This is a genomic window from Spongiactinospora sp. TRM90649, assembly GCF_029382225.1.
Taxonomy (GTDB): Bacteria; Actinomycetota; Actinomycetes; order Streptosporangiales; family Streptosporangiaceae; genus Spongiactinospora.
Genome location: NZ_JARLTC010000031.1, coordinates 142454 through 157317, shown reverse-complemented (window position 1 = coordinate 157317; position 14864 = coordinate 142454). Strand labels below are relative to the sequence as shown.

Annotated in this window: 16 protein-coding genes; 9 read left to right on the top strand and 7 right to left on the bottom strand. The window is 73.5% G+C overall.

Annotated elements, in window-relative coordinates; genetic code table 11:
• On the bottom strand, window positions 1-1706 hold a 1706-nt coding region (locus P3X83_RS31630), incomplete at its 3' end, for an ATP-binding protein (protein ID WP_277308955.1).
• Between the two features lie 74 nt (window positions 1707-1780).
• On the opposite strand from P3X83_RS31630, the gene P3X83_RS31625 reads away from it, so the two are divergent.
• The gene (locus P3X83_RS31625; protein ID WP_277308954.1) at window positions 1781-2299 is read left to right on the top strand and encodes a hypothetical protein; all 519 of its coding nucleotides are present in this window, start codon (window positions 1781-1783) and stop codon (window positions 2297-2299) included.
• Window positions 2300-2321: 22 nt separating this feature from the next.
• On the opposite strand, the gene P3X83_RS31620 is transcribed toward P3X83_RS31625, so the two are convergent.
• Together P3X83_RS31620 and P3X83_RS31615 are read right to left on the bottom strand one after the other, a co-directional pair.
• The gene (locus P3X83_RS31620) at window positions 2322-2966 is read right to left on the bottom strand and encodes a response regulator transcription factor (protein ID WP_277308953.1); all 645 of its coding nucleotides are present in this window, start codon (window positions 2964-2966) and stop codon (window positions 2322-2324) included.
• Window positions 2963-4081, bottom strand: a complete 1119-nt coding sequence (locus tag P3X83_RS31615; protein ID WP_277308952.1) for a sensor histidine kinase — start codon at window positions 4079-4081, stop codon at window positions 2963-2965. Before P3X83_RS31615 ends, P3X83_RS31620 begins: the two co-directional genes overlap by 4 nt.
• A 146-nt stretch (window positions 4082-4227) precedes the next feature.
• On the opposite strand from P3X83_RS31615, the gene P3X83_RS31610 reads away from it, so the two are divergent.
• Window positions 4228-4917 carry an ATP-binding cassette domain-containing protein gene (locus P3X83_RS31610; RefSeq protein WP_277308951.1) on the top strand — a complete coding sequence of 230 codons (690 nt, stop codon included), beginning with the start codon at window positions 4228-4230 and terminating at the stop codon, window positions 4915-4917.
• Complete coding sequence (locus P3X83_RS31605; protein WP_277308950.1) at window positions 4914-5702, top strand: ABC transporter permease; 789 nt, start codon at window positions 4914-4916, stop codon at window positions 5700-5702. Before P3X83_RS31610 ends, P3X83_RS31605 begins: the two co-directional genes overlap by 4 nt.
• Before the next feature lie 12 nt (window positions 5703-5714).
• Here the strand turns inward: P3X83_RS31605 and menD are convergent, their stop codons facing one another.
• On the bottom strand, window positions 5715-7373 hold the full coding sequence (gene menD, locus P3X83_RS31600) for a 2-succinyl-5-enolpyruvyl-6-hydroxy-3-cyclohexene-1-carboxylic-acid synthase (protein ID WP_277308949.1): 1659 nt from the start codon (window positions 7371-7373) through the stop codon (window positions 5715-5717).
• A gap of 56 nt (window positions 7374-7429) precedes the next feature.
• The gene (gene menB, locus P3X83_RS31595) at window positions 7430-8242 is read right to left on the bottom strand and encodes a 1,4-dihydroxy-2-naphthoyl-CoA synthase (RefSeq protein WP_277308962.1); all 813 of its coding nucleotides are present in this window, start codon (window positions 8240-8242) and stop codon (window positions 7430-7432) included.
• A 245-nt stretch (window positions 8243-8487) separates the two neighbouring features.
• Between menB and P3X83_RS31590 the strand changes: the two genes are divergently transcribed.
• The 3 genes from P3X83_RS31590 (at window position 8488) to P3X83_RS31580 (ending at window position 11774) form a co-directional block, all read left to right on the top strand.
• Window positions 8488-9645, top strand: a complete 1158-nt coding sequence (locus tag P3X83_RS31590) for an AMP-binding protein (protein WP_277308961.1) — start codon at window positions 8488-8490, stop codon at window positions 9643-9645.
• Window positions 9646-9728: 83 nt separating this feature from the next.
• Complete coding sequence (locus tag P3X83_RS31585) at window positions 9729-10058, top strand: hypothetical protein (RefSeq protein WP_277308948.1); 330 nt, start codon at window positions 9729-9731, stop codon at window positions 10056-10058.
• A 363-nt stretch (window positions 10059-10421) separates the two neighbouring features.
• Window positions 10422-11774: an RNA polymerase sigma factor gene (locus P3X83_RS31580; protein ID WP_277308947.1), complete on the top strand. Its 1353-nt coding sequence runs from the start codon at window positions 10422-10424 to the stop codon at window positions 11772-11774.
• Window positions 11775-11926: 152 nt separating this feature from the next.
• Here P3X83_RS31580 and P3X83_RS31575 read toward each other — a convergent pair whose 3' ends face one another.
• Window positions 11927-12331, bottom strand: a complete 405-nt coding sequence (locus tag P3X83_RS31575) for a hypothetical protein (protein WP_277308946.1) — start codon at window positions 12329-12331, stop codon at window positions 11927-11929.
• A gap of 144 nt (window positions 12332-12475) precedes the next feature.
• Here P3X83_RS31575 and P3X83_RS31570 point away from each other — a divergent pair, with 144 nt between their 5' ends.
• On the top strand, window positions 12476-13045 hold the full coding sequence (locus P3X83_RS31570) for a TetR family transcriptional regulator (RefSeq protein ID WP_277308945.1): 570 nt from the start codon (window positions 12476-12478) through the stop codon (window positions 13043-13045).
• Between the two features lie 452 nt (window positions 13046-13497).
• On the top strand, window positions 13498-13695 hold the full coding sequence (locus P3X83_RS31565) for a DUF5999 family protein (RefSeq protein ID WP_277308944.1): 198 nt from the start codon (window positions 13498-13500) through the stop codon (window positions 13693-13695).
• 32 nt (window positions 13696-13727) lie between these two features.
• Here P3X83_RS31565 and P3X83_RS31560 read toward each other — a convergent pair whose 3' ends face one another.
• Complete coding sequence (locus P3X83_RS31560) at window positions 13728-14345, bottom strand: alpha/beta family hydrolase (protein WP_277308943.1); 618 nt, start codon at window positions 14343-14345, stop codon at window positions 13728-13730.
• A gap of 121 nt (window positions 14346-14466) precedes the next feature.
• Between P3X83_RS31560 and P3X83_RS31555 the strand changes: the two genes are divergently transcribed.
• Window positions 14467-14844 (top strand): hypothetical protein, encoded by a 378-nt coding sequence (locus P3X83_RS31555; protein WP_277308942.1) that lies wholly within the window; start codon window positions 14467-14469, stop codon window positions 14842-14844.
• Window positions 14845-14864 lie beyond the last annotated feature (20 nt).

Below are 14864 nucleotides of genomic sequence, written 5' to 3'. Positions count from 1 at the left end.
TCTGCGGCGAACGGCGGGGCCCCCGCCGCGAGCCCGAGCGCGTGCTCCGCGTCGGCGGCGGCGGCCTCCGGGCGGTCGGCGGCCAGGCAGACCCGGGCGTGCAGCGCGGCGGCGGTCGCCGCCCAGGCGGCGATCCCGTGGGCGGCCATGTCCTCGCGGGCCTCGCGGAGAAGCACGCCCGCCTCCTCCAGGTGGTGGACGTCGGTGGACATCCAAGCCAGGGTCAGGTGCGGCTCGTAGTGGTGGGCCGCCAGGCCGTGCGTCCCGATCAGGCCGCGGGCCTCGGCGGCCAGCGCCAGGCCGTCGGACAGCCGCCCGGCCGACCATTCGGCGGCGGCCAGCGTGACCAGCGCGGCGAGGGCGGCGCGTTCGCCGTGCCGGCCGCCGGCGTCGGCGACCTGCCGCGCGTACTCCCGCGCCGGATCGCCGCCCTGGGCGGTCAGCGCGGCCAGCCGGGCCGCGACGGCCCGGTCGCGCACCGCCGGAGCCAGGCCGGGCACGGCGAGCGCGGCCTCGGCCTCCCGTCCGGCCTGGGGCGCCCGCCCGTCGAGGAACATCACGTCGGACAGGGCGCAGCGCAGCTCGGCGGCGGCCCGCGCGCCCCGGTGCCTGGTCAGCGCCACCCTTGCCAGCCGCTCGGCCTCGGCCAGGCGTCCGGCCGCGGCGGCGGCGTCCACGGCCTCGACGCTCTGGCGCGGGTGCGGGGAGGGGGCTCGCTCGGTGGGGGGCGGAGGTTCGTCGCCCTGGTCGAGCAGCGCGTGCCGCAGCGGCTCGGGGACGGTCTCGGTGATGACGTGGCGGACCAGTTCGTGGCGGAAGGTCAGCTCGTGCCCGGCGTCGGCGAGGATCCCGGCCGCCAGCGCCTCCTCCACGGCGGGCAGCAGCGCGGCGGGCGTGGTGCCGAGCAACGCGGCGGCCCTGGCGGGGGTGAAGGACCGGCCGAGCACGGCGGCGGTCTCCACGAGGTTCCTGGCGTCGGCGCCGAGCGCGCCCAGCCAGTGCCGGACCAGCCTGCTCGCGCGGGCGGGCAGGTGGGGGCGGGGCAGCGTGGCGCGGCCCCTGGTGATCCGCAGCGCGCCCTCCTCGCGCAGCCCGGCCAGCAGCTCGGTGACCAGGAGCGGGTTGCCGCCCGCCGTCCCGGCGAAGGCCGCCAGGGGGGCGTCGGGCGGCGCGCCCAGTTCGTCCTCCAGCAGGGCGGCGACCGCGTGCGGGGTGAGCGGGGCCAGGGTGACCCGTCCGGCGCCCCGGCGTTCCAGCAGGTCGAACAGCCGCCGGACGTGGTCGCCGCCCTCCAGGGTGCAGCGGGCCAGCAGCCAGGCGACGGGACGGCCCGCGAGTTCGCCGTGCAGCGCGCACAGCACGGCCAGCGTGGCGGGGTCGCACCACTGCACATCGTCGGCGGTCACCAGCAGCGGCCCGGCGGCGCGGGCGGCGAGCGCGGCGCGCAGGCGGGGCAGGGCGTCGTCGCCGGGCGGCAGGCCGAGGGCGTCGAACAGCATGCCGTACGGAACGGGTTCGCCCAGTTCCCCGGCGTGGGCGGTGACGGTGTCCAGCCCGAGGGCGGCCGCCGTCACCGCGGCCTCCGACAGGAGGCGGGTCTTGCCTGCGCCGGGCTCGCCGTCCACGAGCAGGGTCCCGCCGTCACCCGCCCCGGCCGCGCGCAGCAGGCGCTCGACGACCTCCCATTCCCGTTCTCGTCCCCGCACGCGTGCTCCCCCGTCCCGGAGCCGTCATCCGGCAAATCCGGTTTATCGTCTATTTCCCCAGGTAGGTGGCCGTCATGGCTACCACCGTCGCCGAACCGCGCGTCACCGAGACGCCGCAGGCGCAGGACACCGAACGCCGCTCCACCCTGCGGAGCCTCGCCGACTCCGCGGCCCGGGGCGGATTCCGCGGCGCGATCGGCGCCATGGCGATGTCCGGCCTGCGCCAGACGACCACCTCGCTCGGCCTCATCGAGCGGACCCCGCCGGAGGCGTTCCTCGAACGCGCCGCGCCCGGCCTGCTGCACGGCGTCCCACGGGAACGGCGGCCCGCGATCGTCGAACTGGTCCACTGGACCTACGGCGCGGTGGGCGGGGCCGCGTTCGGGCTGCTGCCCGGCCGGATCCGGCGCCACCCGTGGACCGGGCCGGTGTGGGGAATCCTGTTCTGGGGCGCGTTCCAGACGGCCATCGCCCCCGTGCTCGGCCTGCCGCGCCGGAGCCGGGGCAGGCCCGTGGAGGACCTGGCGCTGCTGGCCGACCACCTGCTGTACGGCGTGGTCGTGGCCGCCTCGCCGTGGCCGCACCGGCGCTGAACACCCGGGCGGCTTGAGCCGGTCAGCCTTCGGCCAGGCCGTGCCGGTAGGCGTAGGTGACGGCCTGCGCCCGGTCGCGCAGGCCCGCCTTGGCGAACAGGTTGTTGATGTGCGACTTCACGGTCGCCGCCGAGATGAACAGCTCCCCCGCGATCTCGGCGTTCGACCGCCCCGCCGCGATCAGCCGCAGCACCTCGGCCTCGCGCGGCGTGAGACCGTCGGGAAGACCCCTGGACGGAGGCGCCCGGCGGGTCACCGCGTCGGCCAGGCGCCGCTGCACCTCCGGGTCGAAGTGCGCCTGCCCCTCGGCCACCGCGGCGATCGCCCGGGCCAGCGACTCGGCGTCGGCGTCCTTGGTCAGATAGCCGCGCGCCCCCGCCCGCAGCGCCGAGAACACCGACTCGTCGTCGGAGTAGGTGGTCAGTACCACGACCTGCACCCCCGGATGCTCCTCACGAATGCGGCGCGTCGCCTCCACGCCGTCCATCCTGGGCATCCGCAGGTCCATCAGCACCACGTCGGGCCGCTGGGCGGCCACCAGGCGCAGCGCCTCCTCCCCGTCGCGGGCCGCGCCCGCGACCTCCACGCCGGGCAGCAGCCCGAGCAGCAGGACCAGTCCCTCACGGACCACGGTCTGATCGTCGGCCACGACCACCCGGACGGTCATCCCGCCCCGCCTTCCACCGCCGGGACGCGCAGCAGCACCCGGAACCCGCCCTCGCCGCGACCGGCGGTCAGCGAGCCGCCGAGCAGCTCCGCCCGCTCGCGCATGCCGACCAGCCCGTAGCCGCCCTCGCCGGACGGCTCGTCGCCCGCGCGCCCGCCGTGGTCACGGACCTCCAGCTCGCACCACCCGGCCACCCGGCGCAGCGACACCTCCGCCGAGGCTCCGGGTGCGTGCTTGCGGACGTTGGTCAGCGCCTCCTGCGCGGTCCGGGCCACCGCCAGCCGCGCGCCCGCCGACACGTCGTCCAGGTCACCGGCCACCCGCACCTCGCACGCCGTGCCACTGGCCGAACGGTGCTCGACGGCCAGCCGTTCCAGGCGGTCCGGCAGGCACAGGTCGCTGCCGCGCAGCGCGTCCACCGCCCGCCTGGTCTCCTCCAGCCCGGCGCGCGCCAGGCGAACCGCGCGGGTGACCCGGTCGAGCGCCGCCGGGACGTCCTCACCTCGTTCGAGCAGCAGGCGCGCCCCCTCCAGGTGGACGATCTGCGCCGACTGGGCGTGCGCCAGGATGTCGTGGATCTCCCTGGCCAGGCGGGTGCGCTCGGCCTGCGCCGCCTCCCTCGCCCGTGACTCGGCGAGCTGCCGGGTCAGCGTGAGCTGCCGGAACAGCACCACCAGGACCACGCAGTAGCCGAAGCCCATGGAGATCCCGAAGATCGCCGCGCCCTCCACCCCGGCCCAGACCGAGACGAGCGCGGTCCCGGCGATGTCGGCCGCGCAGAACACCGCCGCCCACCAGGGCGACAGCCGGTACGGCGCGGCGCACAGCGCCACGAAGATGACCGCCAGCCCGCTGAACGGCGAGATCGCGTGCATCGCCAGCCCTCCGGCCAGCGCGAGCGGGAACAGCACCAGGGCGACGCGGGAGGACAAGCGGTACAGCGCAAGCACGCAGACCGCCGACGCGCCCGCCGCCAGCACGGCGACCGCGACGCCCACCGGAAAGCCCTGCCGGGCCCACACGTCGATCACCCCGGACAACGCGCCGAACAGCAGGTACGCGATCAGCAGCACGCCGAACACGACACGAACGGCCGGACGGCGGAAGAACTCCACGCGACCACGCTAGTGCGAGCCGTCCGGCCGCACCATCGGCCCCAGGGTGGAGCGTCCTCCACCCCGCTCCACCCACAGCGGCACGCGCCGGAGTTCCACCCCCGAGGCCATGAACCCCCGCCCGCCCACGCGCCACTGTCTACGACATGTCCGCAGAAATCGCCCTAAGCCATCTAGGCAAGGTGTTCGGCACGGTCCGCGCCGTGGACGACATCTCGTTCACCGCACACCCCGGCACGGTCACCGCCGTCCTCGGCCCAAACGGCGCCGGAAAGACCACGACCCTGCGCATGATCCTCGGCCTGGTCACCCCCACCGAGGGCACCGCGACCGTCCACGGCGTCCCCTACGCCGACCTGCCGCGTCCCGTCGAGTCCGTCGGCGCCGTGCTGGAGGCCACCGCCTTCCACCCCGGCCTCACCGGCCGCGACCACCTGGAGGCCATCCGGATCGCCGCCGGCCTCCGGCGCGCCCGCGTGGACGCCGTCCTCGACCAGGTCGATCTCACCGCGGCCGCCGGCCGCAAGGTGCGCGGCTACTCCCTCGGCATGCGCCAGCGGCTCGCCATCGCCACGGCCCTGCTCGGCGACCCGCGAATCCTCGTCCTCGACGAGCCGTCCAACGGCCTGGACCCCGCCGGCGTCCACTGGCTGCGCGGCTTCCTGCGCGCCCACGCCCACGACGGCAAGACCGTCCTCGTCTCCACCCACGTGCTCGCCGAGACCCAGCGCTACGCGGACCGGGCGCTGTTCGTCTCCGGCGGCCGGATCGTCCGCGAGACCGACATCACCCCGGCCACCGACCTGGAGGCCATCTACCTGGAGGCGAACCGATGATCGCCGGCCCCATGATCTCCGGCCCGGCGAAGTCGGGCTCGCCGATCTCCGGCCCGCTGGTCCGCGCCGAGCTGTACAAGGCCCGCGCCGGACTCACCACGCGCGTACTGGCCCTCATCGCCCCGCTGTTCTGCGTACTGTGGGCGGCGGCGCAGATCTTCCTGTTCGGCGGCCTCGGCCCCATCGGCCCCGCCCAACACGCCGAAGGCGCCTACGCCATGGCCCAGCAGGCGTACGTGTTCACGCTCATCCTCGGCGTCCTGGCCATGACCGGCGAATACCGCTACCAGACGATCGCGTGGACCTTCCTGGTCACACCCGTCAGAGGCCGCGTCGTCACCGCCAAACTCGCCGCCTGGGGCCTAGTCGGCCTGGGCATCGCCGTCGTCTCCACACTGGCCACCTTCGCCGCCGGCGCCGCCATGCTGGCCGTCGCCGGACTACCGGTGATCACCCCGCGCGTGCCCGGCATCCTGGTCGGCTCCACCCTGGTCACCGCCGTCTACGCGCTGCTCGGCGTGGCGCTCGGCGCGCTCATCCGCCACCAGGTGGCCGCCGTCTCCGTGGCCGTGGTGTGGTTCACCTACGCCGACTACCTGCTGTCCTCGCTGCTGCCGCAGGTCGGCCGCTGGCTCCCGACGGGCGCCGCCCGGGCGGCGGGCGGGCTGACCGTCCAGGGCGCCGCACTGCTACCCGTTTGGGCGGGAGCGGCGTTGTTCGCCGCCTATGTGGCGGCGTTCGCCGTCCTGGCGAGGCTCATCACCCTGCGCCGCGACGTCGCATGAGCGGGGCCGCCCTCAGGGCAACTCCCAGATCGCCGCGCGGGCCGCGTCGCGCATCGCGCCGTGCAGCACCGCGTTGCTCTCCCGGTCCGAACGCACCTCGATCACCCGCGGCCCCTCGCCGCGCAGCGCCTTGCCGAACTGCCCCACATCGCTCACCAGCGTGTACGGCGTGCCGGTCGCCGCCGCCGCGTACCCCAGATCCACGCCATGCGGAGTGCCGAAGACCCGCTCGAAGGGATCGCGGAGCGCCGCCTGCGGCAGCAGCGAGAAGATCCCTCCGCCGTCGTTGTTCACCACCACCAGGCACAGGTCCGGCCGCGGCTCGCGGGGGCCCGCGATAAGGCCGTTCTGGTCGTGCAGGAACGACAGATCGCCCAGCAGGGCATAGGAGGGACCATTGTGCGCCAGCGCGGCGCCCATCGCCGTCGACACGGCCCCGTCGATCCCGGACGCGCCCCGGTTGGCCAGCACCCGCAGCCCCCTGCGGGGCCGCATCGCCTGGTCGAGGTCGCGGATCGGCATCGAGGAACCGCAGAACAGCAACGCCCCATTGGGCATCAGGTCCACCAGGTCGCGGGCGACCCTCGGCTCGCTCAGCCCGGAGTCGTCGAGCACCTCGTCCAGCGCCGCGCGGGCCGCCAGGTCGGCGCGGCGCCAAGAGTGCAGCCAGGAGTCGTCGCCCGGAGCCACCGGGATCTCCACCGCCTGGGCGACCTGCGTGGCCGAACGGGTCGGGTCGGGCCACCGCGACAGGTCGGGAGCCACCACGATGTGCTCCCCCACCCGCTTCAGCCACGACAACAGCGGCCGGGACACCCCGGGACGGCCCAGCGTCACCACCACGTCGGGCAGATGGGCGTCGGCGAACTCCGGAGTGCCGAGCAGGAAGTGGTACGCCGACACCGCGTGGTCACCATACCTGCCGCCGCCGCTCGGCTCCGAGATCACCGGCCAGCCCGCCATACCCGCGGCGGCCACGTAACGCCGCACGTTGACCGCGCCGTCGCCGATCACCAGCACGCCGCGCCTGGTCGGCGGCAGATGCAACGCCACCGCCGGGGGCGCGACACGCGGACGCACCCACGGGCCGCCGCTCGCCGCGCCGTCCAGCGGCTCGCACCACGCGGTGTCGCCGTCGGGGATCAGCGGCTCGCGGAAGGCCACGTTGAGCTGCACAGGCCCCGGATCGAACGGGCCCAGGGAACGCTGGTAGGCGCGGCAGGCCAGCGACCGCCAGTAGGCGACCTGCCCGGGACGCTCCTCGGGCAGGCCCACCTCGGTGAACAGCCGCACCGCACCGCCGTACAGCTTGACCTGGTCGATCGTCTGGTTGGCCGCCGTGCCACGCAGTTCGGGCGGCCGGTCGGCGGTCAGCACCAGCAGCGGCACCCCCGACTCGTGCGCCTCGATCACCGCCGGGTGGAAATTGGCCGCGGCGGTGCCCGACGTGCACACCAGCGCCACCGGGCGTCCCGAGCGCCGGGCCATGCCCAGCGCCAGGAACGCGGCCGAGCGCTCGTCGATCCGCACGTGCAGCCGCAGCCGCGGCTCGGCGTGGACGGCTATCGCCAGCGGCGCGGACCGCGACCCGGGCGCGAGCACGACGTCGGTCAGCCCGCACCGAGCCAGTTCGTCCACGAGCACCGTGGCCAGTGCGCTGGCGGGATTCACCGGGCGGCCCCGTGGTATGGCATCGAGGCGGACTCCTCTACGTGACGTACGGTCGATCAGGGGCGGCGGGGGAACTTGGCGAAGTCGGGCTTGCGCTTCTCCTTGAAGGCGTCGCGACCCTCCTGCGCCTCCTCGCTCATGTAGTAGAGCAGTGTGGCGTCACCGGCGAACTGCTGCATCCCCGCCGCGCCGTCGGTGACCGCGTTGAGCGCGCCCTTGAGCATCCGCAGCGCCAGCGGTGACTTCTCCAGCAGCTCATGGCACCACTGGACGGTCTCCTCTTCCAACCGCGCCAGCGGCACGACCTTGTTCACCAGGCCCATCGCGGCGGCCTCCTGCGCGTCGTAGAGACGGCACAGGTACCAGATCTCGCGGGCCTTCTTCAGGCCGACGGTCTCGGCGAGCAGCCACGCGCCGTACCCACCGTCGAACGAGCCCACCTTCGGACCGGTCTGCCCGAACTGCGCGTTGTCGGCGGCGATGGTCAGGTCACAGCACACGTGCAGCACGTGGCCGCCGCCCACCGCGTAACCGGCGACCATGGCGATCACCGGCTTGGGCAGCCTGCGGATCTGCACCTGAAGGTCGAGCACGTTCAACCGGCCGATGCCGTCCGGGCCGACGTAGCCGTCGTCGCCGCGGATCTTCTGGTCGCCGCCGGAGCAGAACGCCTCGTCGCCCGCGCCGGTCAGGATGACCACTCCGACGTCGCCGTCGTCGCGGGCCTTGTTGAAGGCGTCCTGCAGCTCGAACAGCGTGGTCGGACGGAACGCGTTGCGGCGCTCCGGCCGGTTGATGGTGATCTTGGCGATGCCCTCGGCGGTCTCGTAGACGATGTCCTCGTACTCGCCCGCGGACTTCCAGCCGATCGTGCTCACGACCGCCACCCTCCCTCACTGACCCCGCCGACCGGGAGTTCGCGGGGACTCGGGGCCGCCCCCGCCGAACCGTCACGCCGGCGCCGGGGCCTGCCCATGGGGGAGCCCGCGACCTTGTCCGGCTTGTCGGCACTAACCTTACGACCGTGCGAGACGGACCCGTGCACGCGGAGCACCCTAGTGAAAAGGCGCCCGCTTCCGGCCGCCCCACGCCGGACGAGGCGGAGGGGCGGTCCCTGCACGCGCTGGTGCTCCCTCCGGGGCCCGCCGTGGCCCGTGCCGTGCGCGACGCGCTCGGCGGCGACGGACCGGCGGTGCTGCCGCTCTCCCCCGCCCTGCCCGCCACCGCCCTGCGGGCGGCCCTCACCTCGCTGCGCCCGACCCACCTGGTGGACGGCGACGGCATGCGCGCCCTGCCCGGCGGACTGCCCGTGGCTCCCGAGATCTCGCTGGTCATCGCCACCAGCGGGTCGACCGGGACGCCCAAGGGGGTGGAACTGTCCGCGTCGGCGCTGCGGGCCTCGGCCGAGGCGTCGCTCACCGCGCTGTCCGCGCGGGACGGGCTGCCCTGGCTGTGCTGCCTGCCCGTCGATCACATCTCCGGGCTCCAGGTGCTGGTGCGCGCCATGGTCGGCGGCACCGAGCCGATCGTGCACGCCGGGTTCTCGCCCCAGGGGGTGCTGCGGGCCGTACGTGCCGCGGGCGCCGCGCACGTCTCCCTGGTCCCCACCCAGTTGCGCCGCCTGCTCGCCCTGGGCGCCGACCTGTCGTGCTTCCGCACCATCCTGCTGGGCGGCGCCGCCGCCCCTCCCGGCCTGATCGACGAGGCCCGTACGGCGGGCGCGCGCGTCGTCACCTCCTACGGAAGCAGCGAGACCAGCGGCGGCTGCGTGTACGACGGCCGCCCCCTTTACAACGTAGATCTGAAAGTCGGCGACGACGGCCGGATCCACGTCGCGGGCCCGACCCTGTTCTCCGGATACCGCCTGCGCCCCGACCTCACCGCCGCTGTCCGCGAGGGCCCCTGGTTCGTCACCTCCGACCTCGGCGAGCTGACCGACACCGGGCTGCGGGTCACCGGCCGGGCCGACGACGTGATCAACACCGGCGGCGAGAAGGTGGTCGCCGCCGTGTGCGCGGCCACCCTCGCCCGCCATCCCGCCGTGGCCGACATCGCCGTGGTCGGACGCCCCGACCCCGAATGGGGCGAACGGGTCGTCGCGGTCGTGGTGCCCGCCGACCCCGCGAGCCCGCCCGGCCTGGCGGAACTGCGCGCGTTCGCCAAGCGGCACCTGCCCGCCCACGCCGCTCCGGCGGAGCTGGTCCTGATGCCCGAGTTGCCGCTGCTCCCGAATGGGAAGCCCGATCTTCGGGTGCTACGCCAACCTAGTTAGTTATGACCAAAATCATCGGGAGACGGAACCCTTCGACCCCTCCCATGCGTCTTAAGGTTGGCCGGAACGAGGAAGGAACCTGAATGAACTCCAACCGCAAGATGTGGGTCTCCGCCGGAGTGGTCGGCGTGATCCTCGTCGGCGGCCTCGCTGTCGCCGCCACGGCGGCGGGCAGGGCCGCTGCGGTCGATCAGGAGACCGGAGCCGTTGTCGAGCCGAACATCGAGACCAACAGCGGGCGCCCGCCCACCCGGACGCAGGCCCCGCCCACGGATGACGAGATCGTCACCGAGGACCTCAACCCGAACCCCCGCGACGTCGGCCGCTACTGGACCGAAGACCGCCTGGAGGGTGCGGAGCCGCTGCCGATGCCGGTGGCGACGCTGCTGAGCACGGACGAAACGAAGAACTAGCACGACCGACCGATGAGGCGGCCACCCGGCCGCCTCATGAGCGTGCCGGAACCGTCCGGGACGCTCGCGCGCGGCCCGCGAAGGCGCGGATCGCGCAGGGGATGACGCACTCGGCACGGGCCCCGCACGGCCCGTCCGGACACGTGCTCCACGACCCATGGGAACGGCATGTTCCACGGCGATTTCCGCCGACGTGAACGGCGTTCTCACTGGGTCGCCGGCCAGCCGGATGCGTCCGATGGGAATTAACTGCGTTCTCGGGCGTTATTGATACTGGTGCGCAGAGCGGCGTGTCCGCCGCCCCCACCCACAGCCATTCCCCACGCCTGCCGGCCGTTGACGCCTTGGAGGAGGTGCCCTCACATGCCCAAGACCGCCGTGGCCACCGCGCAAGTGGCGAGCCCGCCGACCCTCGACCTGCTGCTCGCCCGGGGGCGAGCGCAGGGCCGCCTTTCCCTCGCCGAACTGCGCGACGCCTTCGCGCAGGCCGGACTGACCCCCAGCGAGGGCAGATCCGTGCTGCGCGACCTCACCGAAGCCGGTGTGGACCTCGCCACCGACGCCGGCACCGAGCAGTCGGCACCGGCCAAGTCCCGCAGGACGGCCAAGACCACCAAGGCGGGCGCGGCCACGCGCAAGTCCACCACCACCCGCCGCCGCAAGGCCGCCGCCGAGCGCCCCGCACGGCGCGCGGACGCCGACGAGCCCGAGGGGCCCGAGTCCGAGGACTTCCCCGGCGTCGGGGGGACGGCCACCGGCGCGGAGCCGGACACCGAGCCGGCCATGGACCTCGACGACCAGTCCTCGGTCATCGGCGACTCCGTGCACACCTACCTCAAGTCCATCGGCCGCCGCACCCTGCTCACCGCCGCCGAGGAGGTCGAGCTGGCCAAGCGCATCGAGGCCGGCCTCTACGCCGAGAACCTGCTGGAGTCCGCCGACGGCCTCACCGACGAGCGCCTCGTCGAACTCGAATGGGTGGCGCGCGACGGCAAGCGGGCCAAGGACCACATGCTGGAGGCCAACCTGCGGCTGGTCGTGTCGGTGGCCAAGAAGTACACCGACCGCGGCATGGCCCTGCTCGACGTGGTGCAGGAAGGCAACCTGGGCCTGATCAGGGCAGTGGAGAAGTTCGACTACACCAAGGGCTACAAGTTCTCCACCTACGCGATGTGGTGGATCAGGCAGGCCATCCAGCGCGGCTTCGCCGACTCCGCCAGGACCATCCGCCTGCCCGTGCACGTCCTGGAACTGCTGTCCAAACTGTCCAGGATCGAGCGCGACATGCACCAGCGCCTCGGCCGTGAGCCCACGCCCGAGGAACTGGCGGCCGAGATGGACAAGACCCCCGACCAGATCGAGGAACTGCTCCGCACCAGCCGCCAGCCGATCAGCCTGAACGCCACCATCGGTGACGACGGCGAGACCACCATCGGCGACCTCATCGAGGACGTCGACTCCCCCGAGGCGTCGGAGGTCATCGACCGGCAGCTCCTCGCCGACCAGCTCAGAGGAGTCCTCGGCAACCTGTCCCCCCGCGAGGCCCGGATCATGTCCCTGCGCTTCGGCCTGGTGGACGGCAAGCCCCACACCCTCGACGAGATCGGCAAGCACCTCGGCCTGACCCGCGAGCGCATCCGCCAGCTGGAAAAGGAGTCCCTCTCCAAACTCCGCCACCCCAGCAACGCCCGCCCCCTCCTCGACTGGGCCAGCTGACCCACACCCCCGGAGCCGGACGGGAAACCCCGTCCGGCTCTGCCATGTCCGGCAGCATGCTCCTCATTCCCCCGCCATCCGCGCACCATCCCGCCATGGCCGACCCCACCGCCCAAGCGGGCGGCTCCCGGAGCCTCGGACGGCTGCGGGAGTTAGGACTTGACCGTGGTGGGGACCGGGCGGGGGACTCGGGCTATGCCGGTGATGCGGTGTTCCTCGCGCAGGGTGCGGAGGCGGTCCACCTCGGTGGTCCACATGGCGCCGGCCGGGGTGGCGCGGCGCTTGCGGCGGACGATGCGGTCGTCGTAGGCCTTGACGCCGAGCGTGGCGCGGCGGGCGGCCTCGGCGGCGCGGAGGGCCTCGGTCAGGGCGACGTCGAGGGCCACGCCGGCGGCGCGCAGGCCGCCCGTGGTCGCGTGACCGGAGCGGACTCGCCGTAGCTCGTCCTCGGCCTCTCGGGCCTTCTCAAGGAGCGCGGGGTAGCTCTTGCCGACCTCCTGGTCGGCGTGGAACCGGACCTCGGCCTCCCGGCTCACGCGCGGTCGGAAGAACGCCATGTCGCCTGCCCCTCCTCGGGCCCTTCGCCGGGTGATCCGGCGGCATTCGCTGCTGTCGGGAGAACCCTACCCTCCCCGCGATGCCGCACCGGATCCGCGTGTTGCCCTTTACAAAGTAAGGCGAAGCTTGACAGGATGATCGTCATGCCCGCCAAACGACCGCCGGTCCCGCTCTCCAGGGAGCGCATCATCGACGCCGCCCTCGAACTCGCCGACTCCCAGGGGCTGCGCCGCCTGACCATGCGCCGGCTCGGCGACGCCCTCCAGGTGGAGGCCATGGCGATCTACCATCACGTGCCGGGTGGCAAGGAGGCGCTGCTAGACGCACTCGCCCAGCACGTCACGACCGTGAGCGTCGAGGCCGGGGACCGCGCGGCCTGGCAGGACATCGCGGCGGTGTGGTGCCGGGCCTCCCGGGCCGCGCTGCTGGCCCACCCCGGGGTGCTGGCGCTGGCCATGACCAAGCCCCCGCGCGGCAGCGCGGCGGCGGCGATCAGGGAGCAGACCGAGCAGCTCCGCGACGCGGGGCTCGGCGAGCCCGGTGAGGCTGTGCGGGCGATGCGGGCCTACGTGTTCGGCAGCGTCGCCGTCGAGCTGCAGCACACCGGCTGGGCCGATCCGGCCGTACGGGAGCCCGGGCCCGACCCCGACGGCGAGCGGGCCTTCGAACGCGGGCTGGCGGCGCTGCTGGCGGGGCTGACCCGCACGACATGACATAGCCCGCACGACCCCGAGCCCGCATCCAAACCGCACGGTCCAAACCCGCTGGTATAGGCCCCACGGACAGGCCTGCCGGCTCTAGGCTCGCCTCAGCCGATCCACCACGCTCCAGGCCCATACGCTCTAGGCTCGCAGGTGTCGCGACGAGGGCGTTATCCAACGTTTACCAGTAAGGCGGCGTGTCGCGACGTGCCCGTTATCTGGCATAAGGCACGCTGTGTCGTAGGTCACTTATTCAGCGCCAACCACCCACCCGAGGGTTCGGAACAGTCCAAACGGGCTATGTCGCCGGAACAGAACCAGACCGCACACTTGTTCTGCCGTTGTGTGGTAGACCACAGTGTGTGGTTCGCCACACACAAACCCCAGATGCTCGCCCGTCGTCGAAGGGAGAGGGGCCGCCCCGGTCCCGGCGAGCCGACCGATGAGATCCGGAGGCACCTCCGATGTGCCCGCACGAACCGTGTTGTCCAAGCGCCGAGGCGCCCGATCGGGAGGCGGCACGCACCATAGCGGCACACCCTGAGCAGGGGTGGAGCCTGCTGTGCAATGGTGTGGTGCTGTTCGAGGACACCGGTGAGCTGCTGCCCAGCGGTGCCGCCATCGATCCGCACCGGCCAACCCCGTTGATGGGCGCCGCCTGACCCTGCGGGGGATCCAGGGCGGACCGGCGGCTTCACTGCATCCGGCCCAGCAGCCACTCGGCCACCACCCCACCCACCCGGGCGGGATTCTTGTTGAGGTCGTGACCCTCGCCCGGCAGCACCACCAGCCGGGCGGCGTCCGATTCCTCAGGCACGCCGAACGCGTCGCGATCGCCGTTGACCACCAGAACGTCCACGCCCGCGCCGCGCAGCTCCTCCACGCGCGAACGCTCGGGGCGTCCAGGCGGGTGCAGCGGGAACGCGAGCGCCACGACGGCCTCCGCGCCGACCGCGCCCGCCGTACGGCAGGCCACCCGCGCCCCGTTGCTCCGCCCGCCCTGGATCAGCGGCAGCCCCGGGAAGCGCTCCTTGCGCAGCCCGGTCACGATCTCGGTCCACGCGTCGTCCTGGCGGGCCGCGGAGCCAGGAGCGCGGCGACCGGCCAGCCGGAAGGGCTGCGTCACCCGGGCGACGGCCGCGCCGAGCCCCAGGGCCGCCGTGCGGACCGCCAGCAGGTCGGGTGCGGCCACCGTCCCCGCCGAGCCGTGCGTCAGCACCAGCAGCAGCCTGGGCGGCCCCTGCGGGGTGTCCAGCTCCACCCGTGCCGCGCCCTGCTCCGTCACCACGTCGATGACCTCGGATTCGTCCATGACCTGCAACGTTAGCGGTCACGGACGGCGGTCGTACGAATCCGGGCTAGTCCTATGGCACGAACGATTGTCCACCGTTCGGCCGATGAACACGGCGTCCGCGGTGTCTAGATTTGAGGCTGTGCCGGAGAACACACTGCCGCGCGACGACATGCGCGCCACCATCGAAGCCCGCCGCGACCTTGGGCCCGACTACGAGTCCGCGCTCGTCGAGGGCTTCCTCGACAAGGTCGACGACGCGATCGCGACCCGCATCGACGCCGCGCTCACCGCGCGGATGGGCCCGCCGCCCCCGCCGCAGGCGCACTATCCGCCTTATCCCCCGCCGCCGGCCCCGCCCAAGGGCCGCCACGCGCATGTGTGGCTGGCGCTCGGCACCATGACGCTCGGCATCCCGCTGGGGGCCATCGGGGCGGGCACGGCGGGGTTCGCCGGGTTCCTGCTCGTGCTGGTCGCCATCGTGGCCGTCAACGTGGTGGCGGGGCTCCACACCCGCTGAGCGCGTCCCCCGGCGGCACG

Excerpts from the sequence above, each read along its gene's own strand:
- P3X83_RS31625 (WP_277308954.1), top strand. The coding sequence starts at position 1,781 with ATGGCTACCACCGTCGCCGAACCGCGCGTCACCGAGACGCCGCAGGCG.
- P3X83_RS31620 (WP_277308953.1), bottom strand. The coding sequence starts at position 2,966 with ATGACCGTCCGGGTGGTCGTGGCCGACGATCAGACCGTGGTCCGTGAG.
- P3X83_RS31610 (WP_277308951.1), top strand. The coding sequence starts at position 4,228 with ATGTCCGCAGAAATCGCCCTAAGCCATCTAGGCAAGGTGTTCGGCACG.
- P3X83_RS31605 (WP_277308950.1), top strand. The coding sequence starts at position 4,914 with ATGATCGCCGGCCCCATGATCTCCGGCCCGGCGAAGTCGGGCTCGCCG.
- P3X83_RS31585 (WP_277308948.1), top strand. The coding sequence starts at position 9,729 with ATGAACTCCAACCGCAAGATGTGGGTCTCCGCCGGAGTGGTCGGCGTG.
- P3X83_RS31580 (WP_277308947.1), top strand. The coding sequence starts at position 10,422 with ATGCCCAAGACCGCCGTGGCCACCGCGCAAGTGGCGAGCCCGCCGACC.
- P3X83_RS31575 (WP_277308946.1), bottom strand. The coding sequence starts at position 12,331 with ATGGCGTTCTTCCGACCGCGCGTGAGCCGGGAGGCCGAGGTCCGGTTC.
- P3X83_RS31570 (WP_277308945.1), top strand. The coding sequence starts at position 12,476 with ATGCCCGCCAAACGACCGCCGGTCCCGCTCTCCAGGGAGCGCATCATC.
- P3X83_RS31565 (WP_277308944.1), top strand. The coding sequence starts at position 13,498 with ATGTGCCCGCACGAACCGTGTTGTCCAAGCGCCGAGGCGCCCGATCGG.
- P3X83_RS31560 (WP_277308943.1), bottom strand. The coding sequence starts at position 14,345 with ATGGACGAATCCGAGGTCATCGACGTGGTGACGGAGCAGGGCGCGGCA.